Source organism: Geotalea uraniireducens (genome assembly GCF_027943965.1).
Lineage (GTDB): Bacteria > Desulfobacterota > Desulfuromonadia > Geobacterales > Geobacteraceae > Geobacter > Geobacter uraniireducens.
This window is the reverse complement of the sequence record NZ_AP027151.1, coordinates 3,569,649-3,586,249: the sequence shown is the minus strand read 5'-3', so window position 1 is coordinate 3,586,249 and position 16,601 is coordinate 3,569,649. Positions and strand designations below refer to the sequence as shown.

At 62.1% G+C, this 16,601-nt stretch carries 17 protein-coding genes; 10 read left to right on the top strand and 7 right to left on the bottom strand.

All coding sequences use genetic code 11. The features are described from left to right. Positions 1–227 precede the first annotated feature (227 nt). Together QMN23_RS16725 and QMN23_RS16720 are read right to left on the bottom strand one after the other, a co-directional pair. Positions 228–1,862, bottom strand: coding sequence for a methyl-accepting chemotaxis protein (locus QMN23_RS16725; protein ID WP_282000466.1), 1,635 nt, complete (start codon positions 1,860–1,862; stop codon positions 228–230). Positions 1,863–2,026: 164 nt separating this feature from the next. After that, on the bottom strand, positions 2,027–2,974 hold the full coding sequence (locus tag QMN23_RS16720; protein ID WP_282000465.1) for a LysR family transcriptional regulator: 948 nt from the start codon (positions 2,972–2,974) through the stop codon (positions 2,027–2,029). Between the two features lie 285 nt (positions 2,975–3,259). Here QMN23_RS16720 and extH point away from each other — a divergent pair, with 285 nt between their 5' ends. From extH to extS, 10 genes are all read left to right on the top strand, one after another. Beyond that, positions 3,260–4,636, top strand: a complete 1,377-nt coding sequence (extH, locus tag QMN23_RS16715) for a selenite/tellurite reduction operon rhodanese-like protein ExtH (RefSeq protein WP_282000464.1) — start codon at positions 3,260–3,262, stop codon at positions 4,634–4,636. Positions 4,637–4,699: 63 nt separating this feature from the next. Next, on the top strand, positions 4,700–5,923 hold the full coding sequence (gene extI, locus QMN23_RS16710; protein ID WP_282000463.1) for a selenite/tellurite reduction operon porin ExtI: 1,224 nt from the start codon (positions 4,700–4,702) through the stop codon (positions 5,921–5,923). Between the two features lie 105 nt (positions 5,924–6,028). Then, positions 6,029–6,343: a selenite/tellurite reduction operon protein ExtJ gene (gene extJ, locus QMN23_RS16705; protein WP_282000462.1), complete on the top strand. Its 315-nt coding sequence runs from the start codon at positions 6,029–6,031 to the stop codon at positions 6,341–6,343. 102 nt (positions 6,344–6,445) lie between these two features. After that, positions 6,446–7,795 carry a multiheme c-type cytochrome (seleno)protein ExtKL gene (gene extKL / locus QMN23_RS16700; RefSeq protein ID WP_432613082.1) on the top strand — a complete coding sequence of 450 codons (1,350 nt, stop codon included), beginning with the start codon at positions 6,446–6,448 and terminating at the stop codon, positions 7,793–7,795. A gap of 290 nt (positions 7,796–8,085) precedes the next feature. Beyond that, positions 8,086–9,924: a selenite/tellurite reduction operon c-type cytochrome ExtM gene (gene extM, locus QMN23_RS16695; RefSeq protein WP_282000461.1), complete on the top strand. Its 1,839-nt coding sequence runs from the start codon at positions 8,086–8,088 to the stop codon at positions 9,922–9,924. Beyond that, on the top strand, positions 9,860–11,113 hold the full coding sequence (gene extO, locus QMN23_RS16690; protein WP_282000460.1) for a selenite/tellurite reduction operon b-type cytochrome iron-sulfur cluster-binding subunit ExtO: 1,254 nt from the start codon (positions 9,860–9,862) through the stop codon (positions 11,111–11,113). The genes extM and extO overlap by 65 nt, the downstream gene beginning before the upstream one ends. After that, positions 11,068–11,457, top strand: coding sequence for a ubiquinol-cytochrome c reductase iron-sulfur subunit (locus QMN23_RS16685; protein ID WP_282000459.1), 390 nt, complete (start codon positions 11,068–11,070; stop codon positions 11,455–11,457). Before extO ends, QMN23_RS16685 begins: the two co-directional genes overlap by 46 nt. Positions 11,458–11,470: 13 nt before the next feature. Then, on the top strand, positions 11,471–12,091 hold the full coding sequence (locus tag QMN23_RS16680; RefSeq protein WP_282000458.1) for a cytochrome b N-terminal domain-containing protein: 621 nt from the start codon (positions 11,471–11,473) through the stop codon (positions 12,089–12,091). Between the two features lie 14 nt (positions 12,092–12,105). After that, a complete protein-coding gene (gene extQ, locus QMN23_RS16675; RefSeq protein WP_282000457.1) occupies positions 12,106–12,591 on the top strand; it encodes a selenite/tellurite reduction operon b-type cytochrome membrane protein ExtQ in 486 nt (161 codons plus the stop codon). Next, positions 12,567–13,376 carry a selenite/tellurite reduction operon c-type cytochrome lipoprotein ExtS gene (extS, locus tag QMN23_RS16670; RefSeq protein ID WP_282000456.1) on the top strand — a complete coding sequence of 270 codons (810 nt, stop codon included), beginning with the start codon at positions 12,567–12,569 and terminating at the stop codon, positions 13,374–13,376. Before extQ ends, extS begins: the two co-directional genes overlap by 25 nt. Positions 13,377–13,421: 45 nt before the next feature. On the opposite strand, the gene QMN23_RS16665 is transcribed toward extS, so the two are convergent. The 5 genes from QMN23_RS16665 to QMN23_RS16645 form a co-directional block, all read right to left on the bottom strand. Then, positions 13,422–13,820 carry a bacteriohemerythrin gene (locus QMN23_RS16665; RefSeq protein ID WP_282000455.1) on the bottom strand — a complete coding sequence of 133 codons (399 nt, stop codon included), beginning with the start codon at positions 13,818–13,820 and terminating at the stop codon, positions 13,422–13,424. Between the two features lie 83 nt (positions 13,821–13,903). Further along, complete coding sequence (locus QMN23_RS16660; RefSeq protein WP_282000454.1) at positions 13,904–14,488, bottom strand: putative metallopeptidase; 585 nt, start codon at positions 14,486–14,488, stop codon at positions 13,904–13,906. Positions 14,489–14,512: 24 nt separating this feature from the next. Then, positions 14,513–14,809 (bottom strand): cytochrome C, encoded by a 297-nt coding sequence (locus QMN23_RS16655; protein WP_282000453.1) that lies wholly within the window; start codon positions 14,807–14,809, stop codon positions 14,513–14,515. A 42-nt stretch (positions 14,810–14,851) separates the two neighbouring features. Beyond that, positions 14,852–15,619: an acyl-CoA dehydratase activase gene (locus tag QMN23_RS16650; protein ID WP_282000452.1), complete on the bottom strand. Its 768-nt coding sequence runs from the start codon at positions 15,617–15,619 to the stop codon at positions 14,852–14,854. Continuing rightward, entirely contained in the window at positions 15,616–16,599 is a 984-nt protein-coding gene (locus QMN23_RS16645; protein ID WP_282000451.1) for a 2-hydroxyacyl-CoA dehydratase family protein, read from the bottom strand. The genes QMN23_RS16650 and QMN23_RS16645 overlap by 4 nt, the downstream gene beginning before the upstream one ends. Between the last annotated feature and the right edge of the window lie 2 nt (positions 16,600–16,601).

Genomic DNA, 16,601 nt, shown 5'->3' with positions numbered 1-16,601 from the left:
GCGATCCCGATCAAGATGGGAAAATCGGAAGGATTGCCGGGCAGAGTGAACCGAAAGAAGGCTCGACGGTCCACGTTGTCAACCGGGCATCAGGAAGTTGCAGCATCTTACCGTTGGCCGTTCCCTCGATGCAAGTTGTATCTGCTGAGAGACCGTTAACGTTGGCGGGAAGCGGTCAGGGACGGGCGCCGCCAGTGATGGCGGCGCCGCAAAGATGTTACGGCAATTTACGAAGCGAGCCGGAATTGCCCGATCAGCCGCTGCAGTTCGTCGGAAAGCTGCGAGAGCTGGCGGGAAGCGGCGGCCGTTTCCTGGGCGCCCCGGGCGGTATCCTGCACCACGGTGGTGATCTGCTGAATATTGTTGCTGATTTCGGAGGTCGTGGCCGTCTGTTGTTCGGCGGCGGTGGCGATCTGGTTTACCTGCAGGGTTACCGAGCTGATCTTGTCGAGAATCTCGTGGAGTGCTTCACCCGACTGGGTCGCCTCGGCGGTGCCGCGTTCTACCTCCCGGACCCCCTGCTCCATGGAAACGACCGCCCCCTTGGTTTCCTGCTGGATCGCCTTGATCATTGCGCCGATCTCCTTGGTGGCCTTGGTGGTCCGTTCGGCCAGGGCGCGCACCTCGTCGGCGACAACGGCGAAGCCCCGTCCCTGTTCGCCGGCCCGCGCCGCTTCAATGGCCGCGTTGAGTGCCAGGAGATTGGTCTGGTCGGCAATGTCCTCGATGGTGCCGATGATTTCACCGATCTGGTCGCTGCGGGCACCGAGACTTTCCACCGTCTTGGCGGTCTCCCGGACCCGTTCGGCGATCAGGCTCATCTCGTGTACTGTCTCGCGAATAACCGCCGATCCCTGGGTGGCGGTGTCACTGGCGTTTTTCGCCTCTTGGGCGGCGCTGGTGCAGTTAAGGGCAATCTCGGTTGAGGTGGCGGCCATCTCCTCGCTGGCGGTGGCAACCGTCCCGGTCTGGGCGGCCACCTCTTCGGCGCCGGTGGCCATCTGTTCCGCGTTGGCGGTGAGCTGCCCGGCGGCGGCCGCTACTTGGGTGGAGTTCTCGGCAACCCCGGCGATCAGCCGGTTCAGTCGCTCGGCCATCGTGTTCATCGCTGCCGCCAGCTGACCGGTTTCATCGCCGCGCTCCATGTCGAGATGGCTGGTCAGGTCGCCGTCGGCGATCGCCTTGGCCAGCCCGACCACCTGTTTCAGCGGGGCGGTCAGTTGGTGGGCGATGAAGAAGCCGAGCAGTACCGCCAGGACGAAGCCGATGCCGGCGAAAACCGTCATCTGGATCTTGGCGCTCTGGGCAACAGCCGAATTCTGCTCGCTCCGCGCCTTGCCCGTGGCGATCTTCATATCGAACATTTTCTTGATGGAAGTGTCGATATTCTTCTCGAACCCCAGTCCCTCGCTTCGCATCACCGTCAGAGCGGTTTCCCGGTCTCCTTCGAGGGTAGCGTTAATGATCTGCTCGCGAACCGGCTGGTAGTTGGCGAGCAGCGTTCTGAGCGCCTCCAGCTCTTTCTTCCCCTGCTCGGTTTCGATAGTTTTGCCAAACACCGCCAGGTTGGTGTCGATCTCCTTGTATAGTTTGGCGATGCTGGTGGCATTGGCCTGGGCGCGGGCGGGGTTGTCGTCAAGAATCATCCCCCTGATGTTCACCCGGGCTTTCTGGAAGGCGATGGCGATATTGCCGAAGGTTCCCAGCGGTTCGGTGTTGTGCTCGTACATGTCGATACCGGCCTGTTCCATAACGCCAATTCTGGAGATGCCGATAATCCCCACGATGCCGGCAATCAGCGCCACCAGTACGAAACCGGCCACCAGCTTGCTGCGAAGGTGCAGGTCATTTAACCATTTCATTGCATCTCTCTCCTCTCTTCGTCGAGAACATGTGTGGCACGAGTGACCGTTCGAGAAGCCCGCAACCGTGCCGGCGGCAAAATGATGTGCCGAAACCTAACAGGCTCTCATTCACCCTATCGGGAGATTGCTGCAAAACTTTAGCAGGAATAAATATGGACTGATTAATGCTGTGGTACGGGGGACTGCCCCGGGTTCACCAGATGGGGCGGCGGGGTTGCCGAGAACGAGGCGAACAGTGAGCCGATGAAGGCAGCAAAGACCGGTGAGCGTTTCAGCTCCCGGCTGAGAACAAGGGTGCGGGGGCGATGGTGGTTGAAGCCGGCAATGCGATGTGCCACGAGCGAGCCTGTTTCCAGTTTCGCCGCCACCAGGCCGACGGAGACGAAAGAAATACCCTTGCCGGCCATGACTTCGCTGATGATGAACGGCAGATCATCAAAATAGACAGTGTTGCGGAATTCGCTGCTATCACGGCCGATGGTTCGCATGTTCTTGTCGAGAAAACGCTTGGCGCAACCGTTTTCATTCTTGAGATAGAGCCGTTCGCCGACCAGGCGCTCGATGCCGGCTTCGGTCGTGCCGATGCCGCGGCCGGGACTGCTGATGAAGATCATTTCGTCGTCGGGTAGCGGCTGGGTGATGAAGCCGAACAGGTCGAGGTCGTCGCAATGTTCGATCAGCGCCAGGTCGAACCGGCCGCTGTCGATCCCTTCGAGGGCGGCCTCGGGCATGTCGAAGACAAACTTGAGATCGGCGGTTTCGGCGTGTTCGGCCATGAAATCGGTCAGGGCGCTCGGAAGCCGGCCGATGCCGAAAGACGGCGTGCAGCAGAAAGAGATTTTTTCCTTATGCTGGCTGCCATCGAGGGATTCGAGGAGTTGTTTTTCAATTTCCAGAATCTGGCGCGCCTTTTCAACCAGTAACTGACCTGCGGCGGTCGGACGCAGTGCCACGCCGGAGCGCTCCAATAGCGGCTTGCCGTAATGGTCTTCCAGTTGCTTTATCCGGCGCGAAACGGCGGACTGGGTGATGAAGAGGGCGGTGGCGGCTTTGGAGCAACTGCCGAGCGCTGCAACGTGGAGAAACGTTTTGAGAAGCTGAAAATCCATTGATTAACCGCTCCTTTGTGATTATGCGTATTCGGCATGGGGTGTATGAAAATATTTCATTGGAGTTTATCGCAGAATATCCGTAAAAGTTCAAGAGGAAAGCGCGATCGTAAACGGACTAAATCCGTACGGTTTAGGCGAGTATCACCGACAGCTTCCTCAATCATGATTTTTATGCATATTTTACCTGGGTTTTTACGCTCCGCCGCATAGTGCGGCGCGGGTATGTCATGGCGGTACGTTGATTGTTCTGGCAGCAGGTAATTACAGTTTCGAGGAGGTTGTATGTCGAAAACGAATTGGAGAAAAGGGCGGATTGTGTTGGCCAGTCTGCTCAGCGCGGTTGCGCTGGTTTCGCTGGTCATGTGGGGGTGCGGGACAAGTGGTTACGACAGCCCATCGGTAACGGCGTCGACTACCCAGACGGCTACGGCGCTCATCGAGCCGGCCACCCTGAAGCAATGGGCGGATGCCGGTCTGGTCAATCAGGCGGGGGGATACGACCGGGTGGTAATTCTCGATATTTCCAGTAACCCGTCGGCAACCTCGACCGATAACACGACGAACGCCTACTATACCGTCGGCCATATCCCCGGCGCACAGCTGATTGGCGGAGCGAGCGCACCCAACGCCTTCCAGGAGACGCGGCCGGAGGGTCCGCTGGAGGTCACGGGAAGCATGGTCTGCAGTGGGGCCACCATCGATGCCGTGATCCAGAACGCCGGCATCGACAAGTACACGACCATCGTTCTGACCACCAATGGCACTTCTGCCCTCAACCTGACCCGTGCCTATGCGACCTTCCGTTACTGGGGCATCCCGAAAAACCGCCTCAAGGTCCTCCAGGGGGGAAATGCCGCCTGGGTTACTGCCGGTTACGCGCTGACCTCCAATGTGCCGACCATTCAGCGGTCGACCTACGGGGTGGCCCAGAACGGGACGACCAACGTCAACACCGATATGCGGGTGTCGCTCAGCGAGATGATCGACTATGTCAAGGGGATCGTCGCCGGCAACACCGGCAAAACCTACATTCTGGATACCGTCCGTCCGGATACGCAAATCTCCTCGACGACCGACCTGATCGTGACGACCCAATACACGCCGTTTGACGGGGCAGTGAAAGGCTCCTATCGCTTCCCGCTCGCTAACGTCATCACCGGGGTGACCTTCAAGACTGCCGACGAGATCAAGACGGCGATCAGCGCCGCAGTGGGGAGCGACGCCGTCACGACGATCGGCGACGCCAATCGCGATGCGGCAAAAACCTTCATTACCATGTGCCGGGCCGGCAATAACGCCTCGCAGGCCTATTTCGTCCTCGACGGCATCGCCTACTACAATTCCACCGTCAACGTCAAATGGTACGACGGTTCGCTGGGCCAATGGAACCTGATGGCCTCGTCGGACCATCTCGCCCTGAACGGCAGCAACGCCGGTGGCAAACTGCACGTCGGCTCCATCTGGGATACCACCTCGCTCATGGACAACCTGACCTGGAACGTCGATCGCGGCAGAACGATAGTCGACTACAGCGCTCGCGTCCTCGGCGTGGAGCCGAGCTATGCGGACGGCAACCAGATCGAAACTGCTGACAAGGCATACCGGAGCACCGTTACCGGCACGACCGGCGGCGGTTCGACCGGTGGCGGCGGCTGCTAGGAAGGCGTGAATTGTCACCCTGCCGTTGGGTGGGGACCTACCAAAACCATAAGGAGTGAATGCATGATAAAAATATCCAGGTCAGGAAAAGTTTCGGCACTGGCGCTCGGTCTGACCCTGATGGCCGGCACGGCCTTTGCCGGTCCGCGGATCACCTTCGGCCCCGAGGACCAGGGAGCCCTGCAGATCGATTACAAGGGGCAGTTCCAGATGACGGTCCGCGATACCGGCTCGGGCAGCAATAACGATGACACCACCACCAACTTCAACTTCCGCCGTAACCGGCTCGCCTTTATGGGCAAATACGGCGATATGCTGAGCCTCTATGTGCAGACCGAATTCACCGAGGATGCCAATGTCGGGACCCTTGGCGTCGCCAGCACTAACCAGGGGACCGAATTCCAGCTGCTCGACGCGGTAATGCGTTTCAAGTTGAACGACATGTTCCATGTGAACGTCGGCAAGTTCAAGTACAACCTCTCCCGCGAGAATCTGGAAGCGTGCGAAATGCCGCTGACCCTCGACCGTTCGCTGTTCATTCGCGCACCGTACGTAACGACGCGTGATACCGGGGTAGCGGTCTGGGGCAACCTGTTCAACGATATCTTCCAGTATCGCATCGACGCCATGGAAGGACGCAAGGCGGTCTCGGGCGATACCGCCCCCGATTCCAATTTCCGCTACTCGTTCCGTGCTCATGTGACCCTGCTTGATCCGGAGAAGGATTACGGCTACAAAGGGACCTATCTGGGGCAGAAAAAAGTCCTGACCATCGGCGGTGCCTATCAGTTCGAACCGAAGGTTGCCTATGGCGACACGGTGGCCCAGACCGGCGAGAAGGATTACAAAGCCTGGACGATTGACGGCTTCTTCGAGTATCCATTTGAAGGGATCGGCACCGTCACCGCCTCGGCCGCATACGAGGATGTCGATCTGGATGACGCATACAAGTACAGCACCAATTTCGACAGCGGGACGGTCGGGCTCAACGGGCAGAAAAACGGCTGGTACGTAAAGGCCGGTTACATGCTTCCCAATCTGCCGCTGCAGTTCTTCGGCCGCTACGAGAAGTGGCGCTTTGCCGAGCTTAACAACATCTTCGACCAGAAGGTTGACTGGTATGCTGCCGGGGCCAACTACTACCTCCGTGGCCAGAACCTGAAGCTGACCTTCGAATTCAGCCATACCAATTTCGATCAGGAAGGGGTCTACAGCGGTATCGAAGGCGCCAATCTGCAAAGCAAGGATTTCAATACCTTTATTACCCAGCTGCAGTTGATCTTCTAAACAGGGGCGGCTCCCCCTCCCGGTCCGGATTGCCGGGAGGGGGAGCCACCGCATCACGTTTGCCCGGATTCCGGGCAAACAATACTTTAAGCAGGAGGATATCCGATGAAAAAGTTCACCACTATGTTGGCCACTGCGCTTGTTACCCTCTCCCTGGCCGCCGTCGCCGGCGCCGCCGGTTCCTTCTCCGGTAAAGTTGCCAAGGTCGATGGCGAGAAAGTTACCGTGAAAGCCGACAAGGTTCCCGCCTGGGTCAAAAAAGGTGGAAAAGTCCAGGCGCTGGGCGGCATGCCAAGCGTTGTCGAGGTAAAAGGAAACGAAGTGACGCTGAAGTTCGGCAAAGCCAAAGCTGCCAAGATCAAAGCCGATTCGGCCATGACGATCAGCGAGTCCGCCGGCGAAGAGCTCCAGGGCTGCTAATCACTTGACGCCTCCTCCGTCGGGGGGCGTCTTTTTTTGGATGCAATTATTTGTTTATGCTAATTATGTATTTTACAGGCACCAACGATTAAGGAGTCACCGATGAAACGTCACCATGTATGGGGGATGATCACAGCCGCGCTGGTTGTTGGTCTTGTGATCCCCGCAGGTGCGGAGCAGGTCGGAATCGGCCGGCAGGGGACCATCGCCGCCACCAAGGGAAAGGCAAAGACGCTGGCCGAACTGGCGAAAATGTACGATTCCTCCTCCTGTATCGAATGTCACCAGGACGTCCACGATCAGTGGGCAAAGTCGATCCATTCCCGGTCGATCTACGGCACGGGACGAACAGCAGCGACCATCAAGACTACCATCATCAACGGGCTGATGGAGTGGCCCTATTCGGGGGTAAAAAGCCCCAAGGACGTCAAGGTTGAGCACCTGATGGGGTGCGCCAAATGCCATCTTCCCCAGTTGGCCGATGCGGAGGATTCGGTGGCCCAGGAACTGGTCACCACGATCTACGACTGGCAGGATGCCATGAAAAACAAGGATCGGGAAAAAGCCGGCAAGCTCGAAGAGAAACTGAAGAGCGTCAACATTAACTGCTTGGTTTGCCATAACCGTAATGCCATCACCCACAAATGGACCGACGGCTATCCCCAGGCGGGAGTCGTGTATGGCTCGAAGGCGGGCGATCATCCCGCCGAGCAGTTCTCGAAAATGGCCGTCAGTCCGATCATGGGCGAAGCGATCCAGTGCGGCCAATGTCACGGTCTTGGTCCCAACCTGGAGCTGGATAATCCGACCCAGTGTGCAACTCTCTACGGCAGCTACCTCTGGGCCTACAAAGCGGACGGTGGGCAGGAGCAGTGCCAGGAATGCCACATGCGGAAGAGCAAGCTCGGCCATAACATCCAGAGCTACCGTGATCCGGGGATGGCCCAGGCGGCCGTGGAGTTCAAGGTCGATTCGATGGGCGAGTACTGGCGCGACGGCAGCGTAATCAAGCCGAAGGCGGTGGTCAAGGTCGAGATGACCAACCATGCCGGCCATTCCATTCCCGATGGCTGACCGACCCCCAACCGACTGGTTCTGTCGGTCATAGCCAAAACGAAGGATGGCGAGGAAGTGTTCAATCAGGAGAAAATTTACATGCCGGTTCCGCAGCAGTTGGGGCGGGGTGACCGGATGGGGCGCGGCCCCTACGAGAAAAGCGGCCTGCTGGAAGATACCGGCCTGCCGCCGGGCAGAACCGTTCGCGAGCGGTTCGACATCTTCTTCCCGACCGACGATGTCGAGGAAGGGGGCAAGTGGGTGAAGAAGATCCTGGCCCATGAACTGGAGGTTGAGGTCAAGCTCTGGTATCTCCCCTTCGGCACGATGAATGCCGATCCGTTCCTTTGGCAGGACGTGAAGAAAACCGTCACCATCAGCAGCACCGGAAAGTAGCAGTACGGGCTTTCCCGTTTCACCTCCTTCATGTGATGGCCGGTGCGAGAGCACCGGCCTTTTTTTTGCAACGGCATCTGGATGCCGGCGGGGGAGGGCTTGTTCGGTTTTCGGCTGGAAACAATTTCTCGGGAATCCTTCTTTCCCCTTGATGGAAGGGTCGGAATGACGGAAGATCAGGTAAAACGGCAGCGGGGATGACGATTGTGCTAATCAGGAGGCGAGAAGATCGTTGGCGGGGGCGAGGCCGGACATCGGCCGGCAGCCGTCTTCGCCCGGCCGGGGCGGGGATGCTGCTGACATTGCTGTGCTGCCTCTTTGTCGGCTGTGCGGCCGACGATCCCGACAACGTCTCCTGCCGCGCCTGTCACGCCCGGATCGAACATGCTTCGCCGGCCCATCCGTCGTGTGTCGGCTGTCACGGCGGCAATGGCCGGGCCCGGAGCAAGGACGCTGCCCACCGGACGATGTTCTCCCCCCGCAACCCTTCCGCTCCCGGCGCCTGGGAGAAGAGCTGCGGCACCTGCCATCCTTACCAGCTCGGTCGGGTCCGTTCAACGCTGATGCAGACCAATGCCGGGATGATCAAGAATATCCAGCTTACCTGGGAAGGGACCGACGGCCGGCGCTACGGCACCGGGGGCGAGGAGGTCTTCGACCCGGCCGGTAAGCCACAGCGGCTCGTCGGGGTGGCGGAGCTGGACAATACGGCCGGGGAACTCTATCGGAAATTCTGCTCACTCTGTCATATCGGGATCGAGAACGACGTCGCCTACGGCGTGGGGCACGGCGCCGGCTGTGCCGCCTGCCATTACCCGCGCAACGAGCGGAGCGAGTACCGGGGGGACGATCTGACGATGAAATGGCGTGCCCCGGCGGCCAACAGTCACCGGCTGGAGCCCCTCCCCGGCAACGATGCCTGTTTCCGCTGCCACAACCGGAGCGGCCGGATCGCCCTCTCCTACCTGGGGCTCTACGACGGCAACAGCGGCCAGGTGCCGTCGCGCAACGGCTTTCCCGGACCGCTCATGACCAGCGGCGGCCGCAACGTTACCCGAATCCCCCCCGACATTCATTATACCCGGGGAATGGACTGTATCGATTGCCATACGTCCCGTGATATCATGGGGGACGGCTATGCCTATGAGAATCTCTATCACCAGGTGGAGATCCGTTGCGAGGACTGTCATGGCAGTGGCACCGAGCTTCCCCGCTGGCGGGAGATCGTCCGGGAGAACGAGGAGCCGGTGCGCGAGTCGCGCCAGTACCGGCAGCAGATGCGCCCGGGGATGAAGATGATCGTGACTGCCTCGGGGCGTCCCTATGCAAATGTCTTCTATCGTGACGGCAAGGTCCGCCTCCTCGGCAAGCGGAGCGGCCGGCTCTTTACCTGCAAGGTGATCACTGGCACCCCGGCCCATACTATCGCCGGTCACGGCCGGCTTGAATGTTATACCTGCCATTCCCGGACGGTGGTCCAGTGCTACGGCTGCCATACAACCTACGACAAGAGCCGCATCGGCCACGACTTCATCAAGGGGATGGATACCCCCGGTGCCTTCAGCGAGACCGAGGATTACCGGATGCTCTATCCCTTCCCGCTGGCGCTCAACCAGCGGGGGAAAGTGGCGCCGGTCACCCCCGGCTGCCAGACCTTCGTCACCGTGGTGGAGGCGGACGGCACCGTGTCGAAGAGCGGCTACGTCACCACCTTCAAGGGGAAACGGCAGCTCCGCTTCGCGCCGTTCTACGGCCACAATACCGGCGCCCGGGCGATCGGCTGCGGCGAGTGCCACGGCAATCCCGCTTTCCTCGGCTTCGGCCAGCACGTGGTGGCGGGGCGGAGCATCACCGGCACGCTGCTCTGTCCCAAGAACGAGGAGAAACCGCTCGACGGTTTCCAGACCATGGCTGCGGGGCGGGTACAGGCTTTTTCGGCCGTTACCCGCGAACATTCCCGGCCGCTCAACGAGCGGGAGGTGAAGCGGGTGATGGCGGCCAATCTCTGTATCGTCTGCCACCGCCAGGCGGCTGACCCCATTTACCGCAAGGAGCTCGATTATCGTGCCCTGGAAGATGCTCTGCATCGCCGTCTTCTTGACGGCAGTCATCCCCCTGTCGCCCGCTAGCGGTGCGGAAAACTGCCGGGTCTGCCACCGTGAGCAGCTGACCGGCCCCCACCGGGCTATCGGCTGTTCCGCCTGCCACGGCGACGACCGGACGACGGTGCGCAATCCGGCCACCGCCGCCGACCGGGCCGCCCGCTGTGTTGCCTGTCACCGGGGGTACGATCGACTCTTCGACCAGGCGATGACCACCCGGGCGCCGGAGCAGGCGTTCGTCGCCGGGACCATCGGCCGGACCGACGGGCGCTTTTTCGCCACCCAATGCAACGGCTGCCACGTCCGCGGCTGCCTCGACTGCCATAGTGGCGGCCATGCCCTCAGCCGCCCGCGGGACGGCATCTGCCTTACCTGCCACCGGGGATACTTTGTTGGCGCCGACTACCACGGCCAGGCCCCGCGGGAGGACGCCTTCCGCTACCAGCGGGGCCCTCAGGCCAACGGCGAGACGTTCCTGCCGATGCTCCCCGATGTCCATGCCGAGGCGGGGCTTAGCTGCGGCGATTGCCATTCGATGGCCAGTCTGGTCACCGGTAGTAAGGCGGCCAAACGGTGCACCGACTGTCATCGGCCCGACCCGCGGGTGATCGAGCATGCGATCCCCGCCCATCTGGAGCGGCTGGAGTGCTACGCCTGCCATGCTGCATGGGCGCCGCAGGAATACGGCACCTTCTGGCTTCGCTTCACCGACAGCCCGCGGAAGCAGGCGCAGTTCGGGGCGGTGCCCCACCGGGATGACTACCTGAAGAGCGCCTACCTGAAGAAGCAGGATGCTCCGCCGCTCGGCCTCAACGCCGCCGGGCGGGTCAGTCCGCTCCGCCCCGAGTTCATTCTCTACCTGACCGACATCCGCAGCGAGCGGGTGGTCGGGCAGGAAAACCGGCTGCTGGCCGCCCGCTGGAAAGCGTACTTCCCCCATACGGTGCAACGGGGGACGGTCCTTTGCGACGGCTGCCACGACAACCCGCGTCGCTTCCTGCTCGAGCCGGCGGTGGAGCGGCTCTACCGGCTGCGCGACGACGGCCTGCAGCTCGACTCCTTCTGGGACCGGCGGGGGCAGCGGGTGGCCAACGGGGCGTTCCTCGCGCCGGAACGGATACGAAAGATGGCGGAGCGTACCCCCGCCTTTACCAGGAGTTATCTGCGCAAATGGAAACTGTTGACCGGGGACGCCGGCGGTTCATCGCGGCACTAGCCGCCTTTGCCGCCCTGCTGCTGGGGCGCCGTTTTCTCGTGCCACAGCGCCGGCCGGCGGAGGAGCGTCTGACCGTGGAGAAACGGACCATCCCGCCGCGGGGGGCGCTGGTTTTCCGCGAACGGCGGCTGGCGGTGATCCGGGAGGGGGGGGAGATTTACGCCCTCAGCCTCTCTTGTACCCACTTGGGGTGCGCGGTCACCGTCACCCCCGACCGGCTGGCCTGCCCGTGCCACGGCAGCGTCTTCGACCGGCGGGGCAACGTGCTGAAAGGGCCGGCCGCCCGGCCGCTCGACCGCTTCCGGGTCGAGGACGACGGCGACCGGGTGATCGTGTTTCTGTAACGGGGAGCGTGCGATGGTCCGCGATTTTGCCAAACATCTCTTCCCCCGGGTAGTTCGGGGGGATGACCTGAAAATCAGCTATACTTTCTGCCTCGGCGGGCTGGCCTTTACCACCCTGCTGCTGCTGGCGGTTTCGGGGGCACTGCTCCTTCTGTACTATCAGCCGACGCCCGACCGGGCCTTCAACTCCATCCTTTTCCTGGAGTCGGCGGTCTTCCCTGGCCGGTACCTGCGGGCCCTGCACCGGCTAGCTTCCCACCTGCTGCTGGTGCTGCTTTTCCTCCACACCCTGCGGGTAGTGCTGACCGGCGCCTACCGCCACCCCCGGGAGCTGACCTGGGTGATCGGGGTCGCCCTGCTCGGTCTGTCACTGTTCGAGGCCTACACCGGCTACCTGCTGCCGCTGGATCAGCTGGCCTACTGGGCGACCCGGACCGGCATGGAACTGCTCGCCTCGTTTCCCGGCGGTCCGGCGCTACGCGCCATCCTGGTCCCCGACGGCGTGGGGGAGCCGCTATCGCTTTTGCGCTTTTATGCCCTGCACGTGGTGATCATCCCTCTGACGCTGCTCGCCCTGTCGTTCCTCCATTTCTACCGGATCCGGAAGAGCAAGGGGCTGCTCCCTTACCTGTGAAAGGAAACCCGACCATGGAGACACCGGTTCAGCATAGCGGCGAGACGCGGGGGGCGGCAGCCGAACTGCGGCGGCAGCCGCGGCGGGCGGGGGAGTACGTTACGAGCTCGCCCCACTTTTTCCGGCTGATCAAGCGGGCTTGCGGCGTGCTGCTCGCCTCGCTGCTCCTGCTGGCGGCGGTGGTGCCGGCGCCGCTTTTAACCCCGGCCGATCCGGCGAGCCCCCCCAATCCCGCCAAGTCGGCCTGGTTTCTCCTCTGGACCCAGGAGTTGGTCAGCCACGGCACCGCCCTGGCCTGGCTGATCACTGCGCTGGCGGTCTGGTTCTTCTCACTTCCCTGGTGCGGCCGCCGGGAAGCGCCGGTTGCGGCGGTCTGGTTCGGTCGCGAACGATGGCTGACCAATTGGGGCGTCCTGGCCGCCTTTGCCGCAATCATTGTCCTGACGGTTGTCGCGATGTTTTTCCGGGGGGAGAATTGGTCGCTCGTCTCGCCGTTCTGATCCTGGGGTTCGGCTTCCTGGCCGGCTGCGTTACCGGTACGCCGCAGGAGGGATGCCTCGGTTGCCATCCGGTCCATTACCGGGCGCGGGGGAACTGCGTCTCCTGCCACCGGGGGAATGGTGCCACCAGCCGGAAGAACATCGCCCATTACCGCTTCATTCCTGCGGCGCTGGCCGGCTTCACCCTGCCGGGGAGCCCGCAGGTGGCGCTGGGGAAGCGACTGGCGGAGCGTTACGGGTGCCGGCGCTGCCACCGGCTCGCCGGACTCGGAAACGGGCTGGCGACCAACCTCGACCAGCTTGGCCGGGAAGATCCACAGCGGCTGCTCGACGCGATCAAGCAGCCGGCGACGGCCATGCCCGACTTCTGCTTTGCCGGCACGGATGCCGCCGCACTGGTCAACACGATCATGGCTGCTGCGACGGAACGGCGGGGGGGGGCGAACGAGGTGCCGGTGGTTGTCCATTTTACCCCGGGAAAAGGGGTGCGGGAGAATCTGTTCGTCAGGAAGTGCGGTGGCTGTCACCGGGCGCTGACCGCCCGGGAAGGGGGACTCGGGACGGGGGATGTGGCGCCGAATCTGGCAGGACTTTTCAGCCGTTTCTATCCGGGTGAGTTTCGACCTGCCGAGCGATGGAACGCCGAGCGGCTCCGCCGCTGGCTCGACAACCCCCGGGTGGTTCGGCCGGCGGCCCGGATGCAGCCGGTGGCCGTCACTCCTGCCGAGGCGGTGGTCCTGGCGGAGCTGCTGCAGGTACCACCGTCGGCCGGCGACGCCCCCTGACCGTAATCGGGGCGGCCACGCCGGGGAAGGGGAGCGACAGGCGGGCTAGGCCTGCAGGAAGGGGACGTATTCCTTGTCCTTGATCTCGATGTGCCGGGTGAGCCAGTCGATCATCATCTGATTGGTGGAGATGACCACGGCGACCCCGGCGCCCTCGTCGCGGACCTGTTTCTTGAGTTCCGTCAGTTTCCGGCGGAAGAAGTCGTGCTGCTCCTTGTGCTGGGCGTAGTCGGGGTAGCCTTTCTCGCGCATCAGCCGCTCCTCGGCCTTGAAGTGATCGATCACGTAGTCGTCGAGGAAGCTGTAGAGCCGGCTCACTTCCGCCGCTCCCCGGCCTTCGTTGCAGGCCGTCAAGAGGTCGCCGAAACGCCTGAACAGTTCCTTGTGCTGGTTGTCGATCTCCGTAATGCCTGTCAGCAAGTCATCCCGCCATCCGATTGCCATGTGCGCATCCTTCCTGTAATTAGTGTTCGTGCTGTCCGAAATGTCCCACCGTCAAAAACGGTAAGGAACAGTGTTGTGGCTGCCTAGCGGCGGTCAGTCCTGATTCGCGGAATCCGGAATCTCCGCGCGACCAGCGAGCAGTGCCGGCGGCGCAGTTCGTCCATGCTCCCCGCGAGGAATTCGAGGAGCTCCGGCCGGTCGTGTCCTGCCAGATAGGCGTCGACCAGCGTGCCCATGTAGGCGTTGTAGCGCTTGGTCGAGCTGCCGTGGGCGTAGTTCTTTCCCGGGAAGCGGCGGATATCGCCATCGCAGGCCGGTGAGATGTGATACAGCTCGTGAAAGACGGTGATCAGCTTTTCCCGCAGCGGCAGGTCGAGGAAGCGCGGGACGAGGAAGTAGATGACGTAGAGCATTTCCACTTCCCGGCGAATCACCGTCGGCATGGTGCTGACGTAGACCGTCCTGCCGCGGCGTCGCTCGATGCTTTTCGCTCCACCGGCAAAACGGAGCGGGTGAATCTTGGCGTAGGTGCCGCGGATACCGCCGCTCCGGGTCGTCGAGACGCAGAGCAAGAGCCGGCCAGGATCGATGTGGCTCAATTCGGCCACCTGGCCGACGATGTGCGCGACGAGCCGTTCCAGCTCACCGGTCAGATTCAGCACCGACATGGGCAGACGTCCCGCATGCCGGCGTTACTTGGTCGCCTGGTACTTGTGGCAGAGGTGGCAGCTCATCGGCCCGTCCTTCGGTTTCAACGGATGTTTCGATGGGAAGGGGATACCGCCGGTTTCGTTATGGCATTCGGGGCAGTGCTTATCCGCCTCCTTCATCCCGTCCAGCCCCCCTGCCGCCACCATAGCGTAAAACCGCTTGTGCTGCTCGTCGTTGGGCACCTTCTTGGTGGTCACCTCGCCGGAAATGGCGAAAAAGATCCCCAGAACAGCGACGATCAGGATGATGAAAAACCAGTCCTTCTTGGCTATTTTCATGAATTCCTCCGATGGATGGTAAAGCTACGGCGATGGCCGTTGTCAATCGGCGAGCCGGCAACAGCCGATGGCGCCGTTGTGTTGCGGATGCTCCGGGACGACGATCTCCAGGCCGGTTTCTGCTTCGAGCAGCCTGACCAATCCCCCGTTGTGGGCGACGCCGCCGGTCAGCACCACCGCCGGCGAAGGGAAGCGCTTGAGCATCGGCATTACCCGTTTCACCAGGGTCTGGTTGACGCCGGCGCAGAGTCGCGATACCGGATAGCCCCGCAGGATCTGGCCGATCAGTTCCGATTCGCCGAAGATGCCGCAGGTGGCGTCGAGCTTGACCGGCTCTTCCCAGTGGCGCGACAGTTCGTCGAGGGATACCTCCAGGATTGCCGCCATATTTTCCAGGTAGCGGCCGCTGGAGGCGGCGCACTTGTCGTTCATGACGAAGTCGGCCAGTTTGCCGCCGCGGACCAGCGCCACCTTGGTATCCTGCCCCCCCATGTCCAGCAGGGTGAAGTCGCGGCGGCCGGTCTGGAACAGCGCCCCGGTCACGTGGGCGCGGATTTCCGAGACGACCTTCGCGCCGTGCATGCTCAGCGTATTCCGGCCGTAGCCGGTAACGACCACCGTGGCATCAGCCAGTTCCGCGCCGGTGAACAGGGCGCTGCCGGCCAGGTCGAGGAACAGTTCTTCCCCCTCCAGGCGGCCGAACCGCTTGTAAAAGGCAATCGTGTCGTGGTCGGCGAGGCGGACGAGCCGGTCGCCGTCGCAGAGGGCAAACTTGGCCTTCCGGCTGCCAAGGTCGATACCGATTCTCACGCCCGCGCCTCCAGCATCTCCAGGAACCCTTCGATCCTGATCTTGGTCCGGGCGTCGAGGGGGGTCGGCTTGTCCCCTTCCAGGGTCAGGACCGGCAGCGGGATCTTCTGGCGGACGATCATGTCCTCGATCTGGCGGAAGCAGAACGACTGGACGTAGTGAATCACCGCGTCGACGCGCCGCCGCTCCAGCTCGACGAGAACGTCGGCGAGGCGGTGGAAGATATCGTAAGGGTAGGTGTAGGCCCGGTACTGCTCGACCAGGTCTGCCGTGGCGAACGGCATGGCGAACTGGCGCTGGGTTTCGTTGAAGACTACCCGTGCCCCGTGCTCTTCGAGGAACGGGTAGAGGTCGTCGATGATCGGCGGCACACCGAGGTAAGCGAGGCGGAACCGGTCGCGGCGCGGCTGGCGCTGCCGCGCTTCGGCCAGGAAGGCGTCGACTTCGGCTTCGAAACGGTCCGGATCGCTGTTCATGTCCGAGGTGCAGACCTGGAAGTAATGATTCTCCTGGCCGGTTACCCGGTTCTCCTCCCAGGTGAGGCGGTCGATTTCCCCTATCTTGCGCCGGATGCGGCCGAGGCGGGCCCGGCAGAGATTCACCGCGTCCCAGCCGACGTTGAAATGGCGCATCAGTTTTTCGATCTCGAACCGGAGGCTTTCCGGGTCACGGTCATGGGGGTAGGCAAAGGGGACTGTCTCGACCCCCTTGAGAGAGAGAACTTCCATCAATGCCCGGGTGTTGCTGCAGTCCCCCTCGGTGACGGCGACGAGTTCCTTGATCCCCGATTCCAGAACCGCCGCGTAGATCCCCTTGATCCAACCGCAGATGCTCCGGGGGAAGCCGTCCACCTCTGCCTCTTCGATGAGCTGATGGCTGCGGGGACTGGTGATGAAGACATTGTTGAGGTCGATGGGGGTTTTCCCGGCGGCAAGAATGACTTCGAGGGGAATGGTTGTGGTAAAGCCGACACGATGCAAGG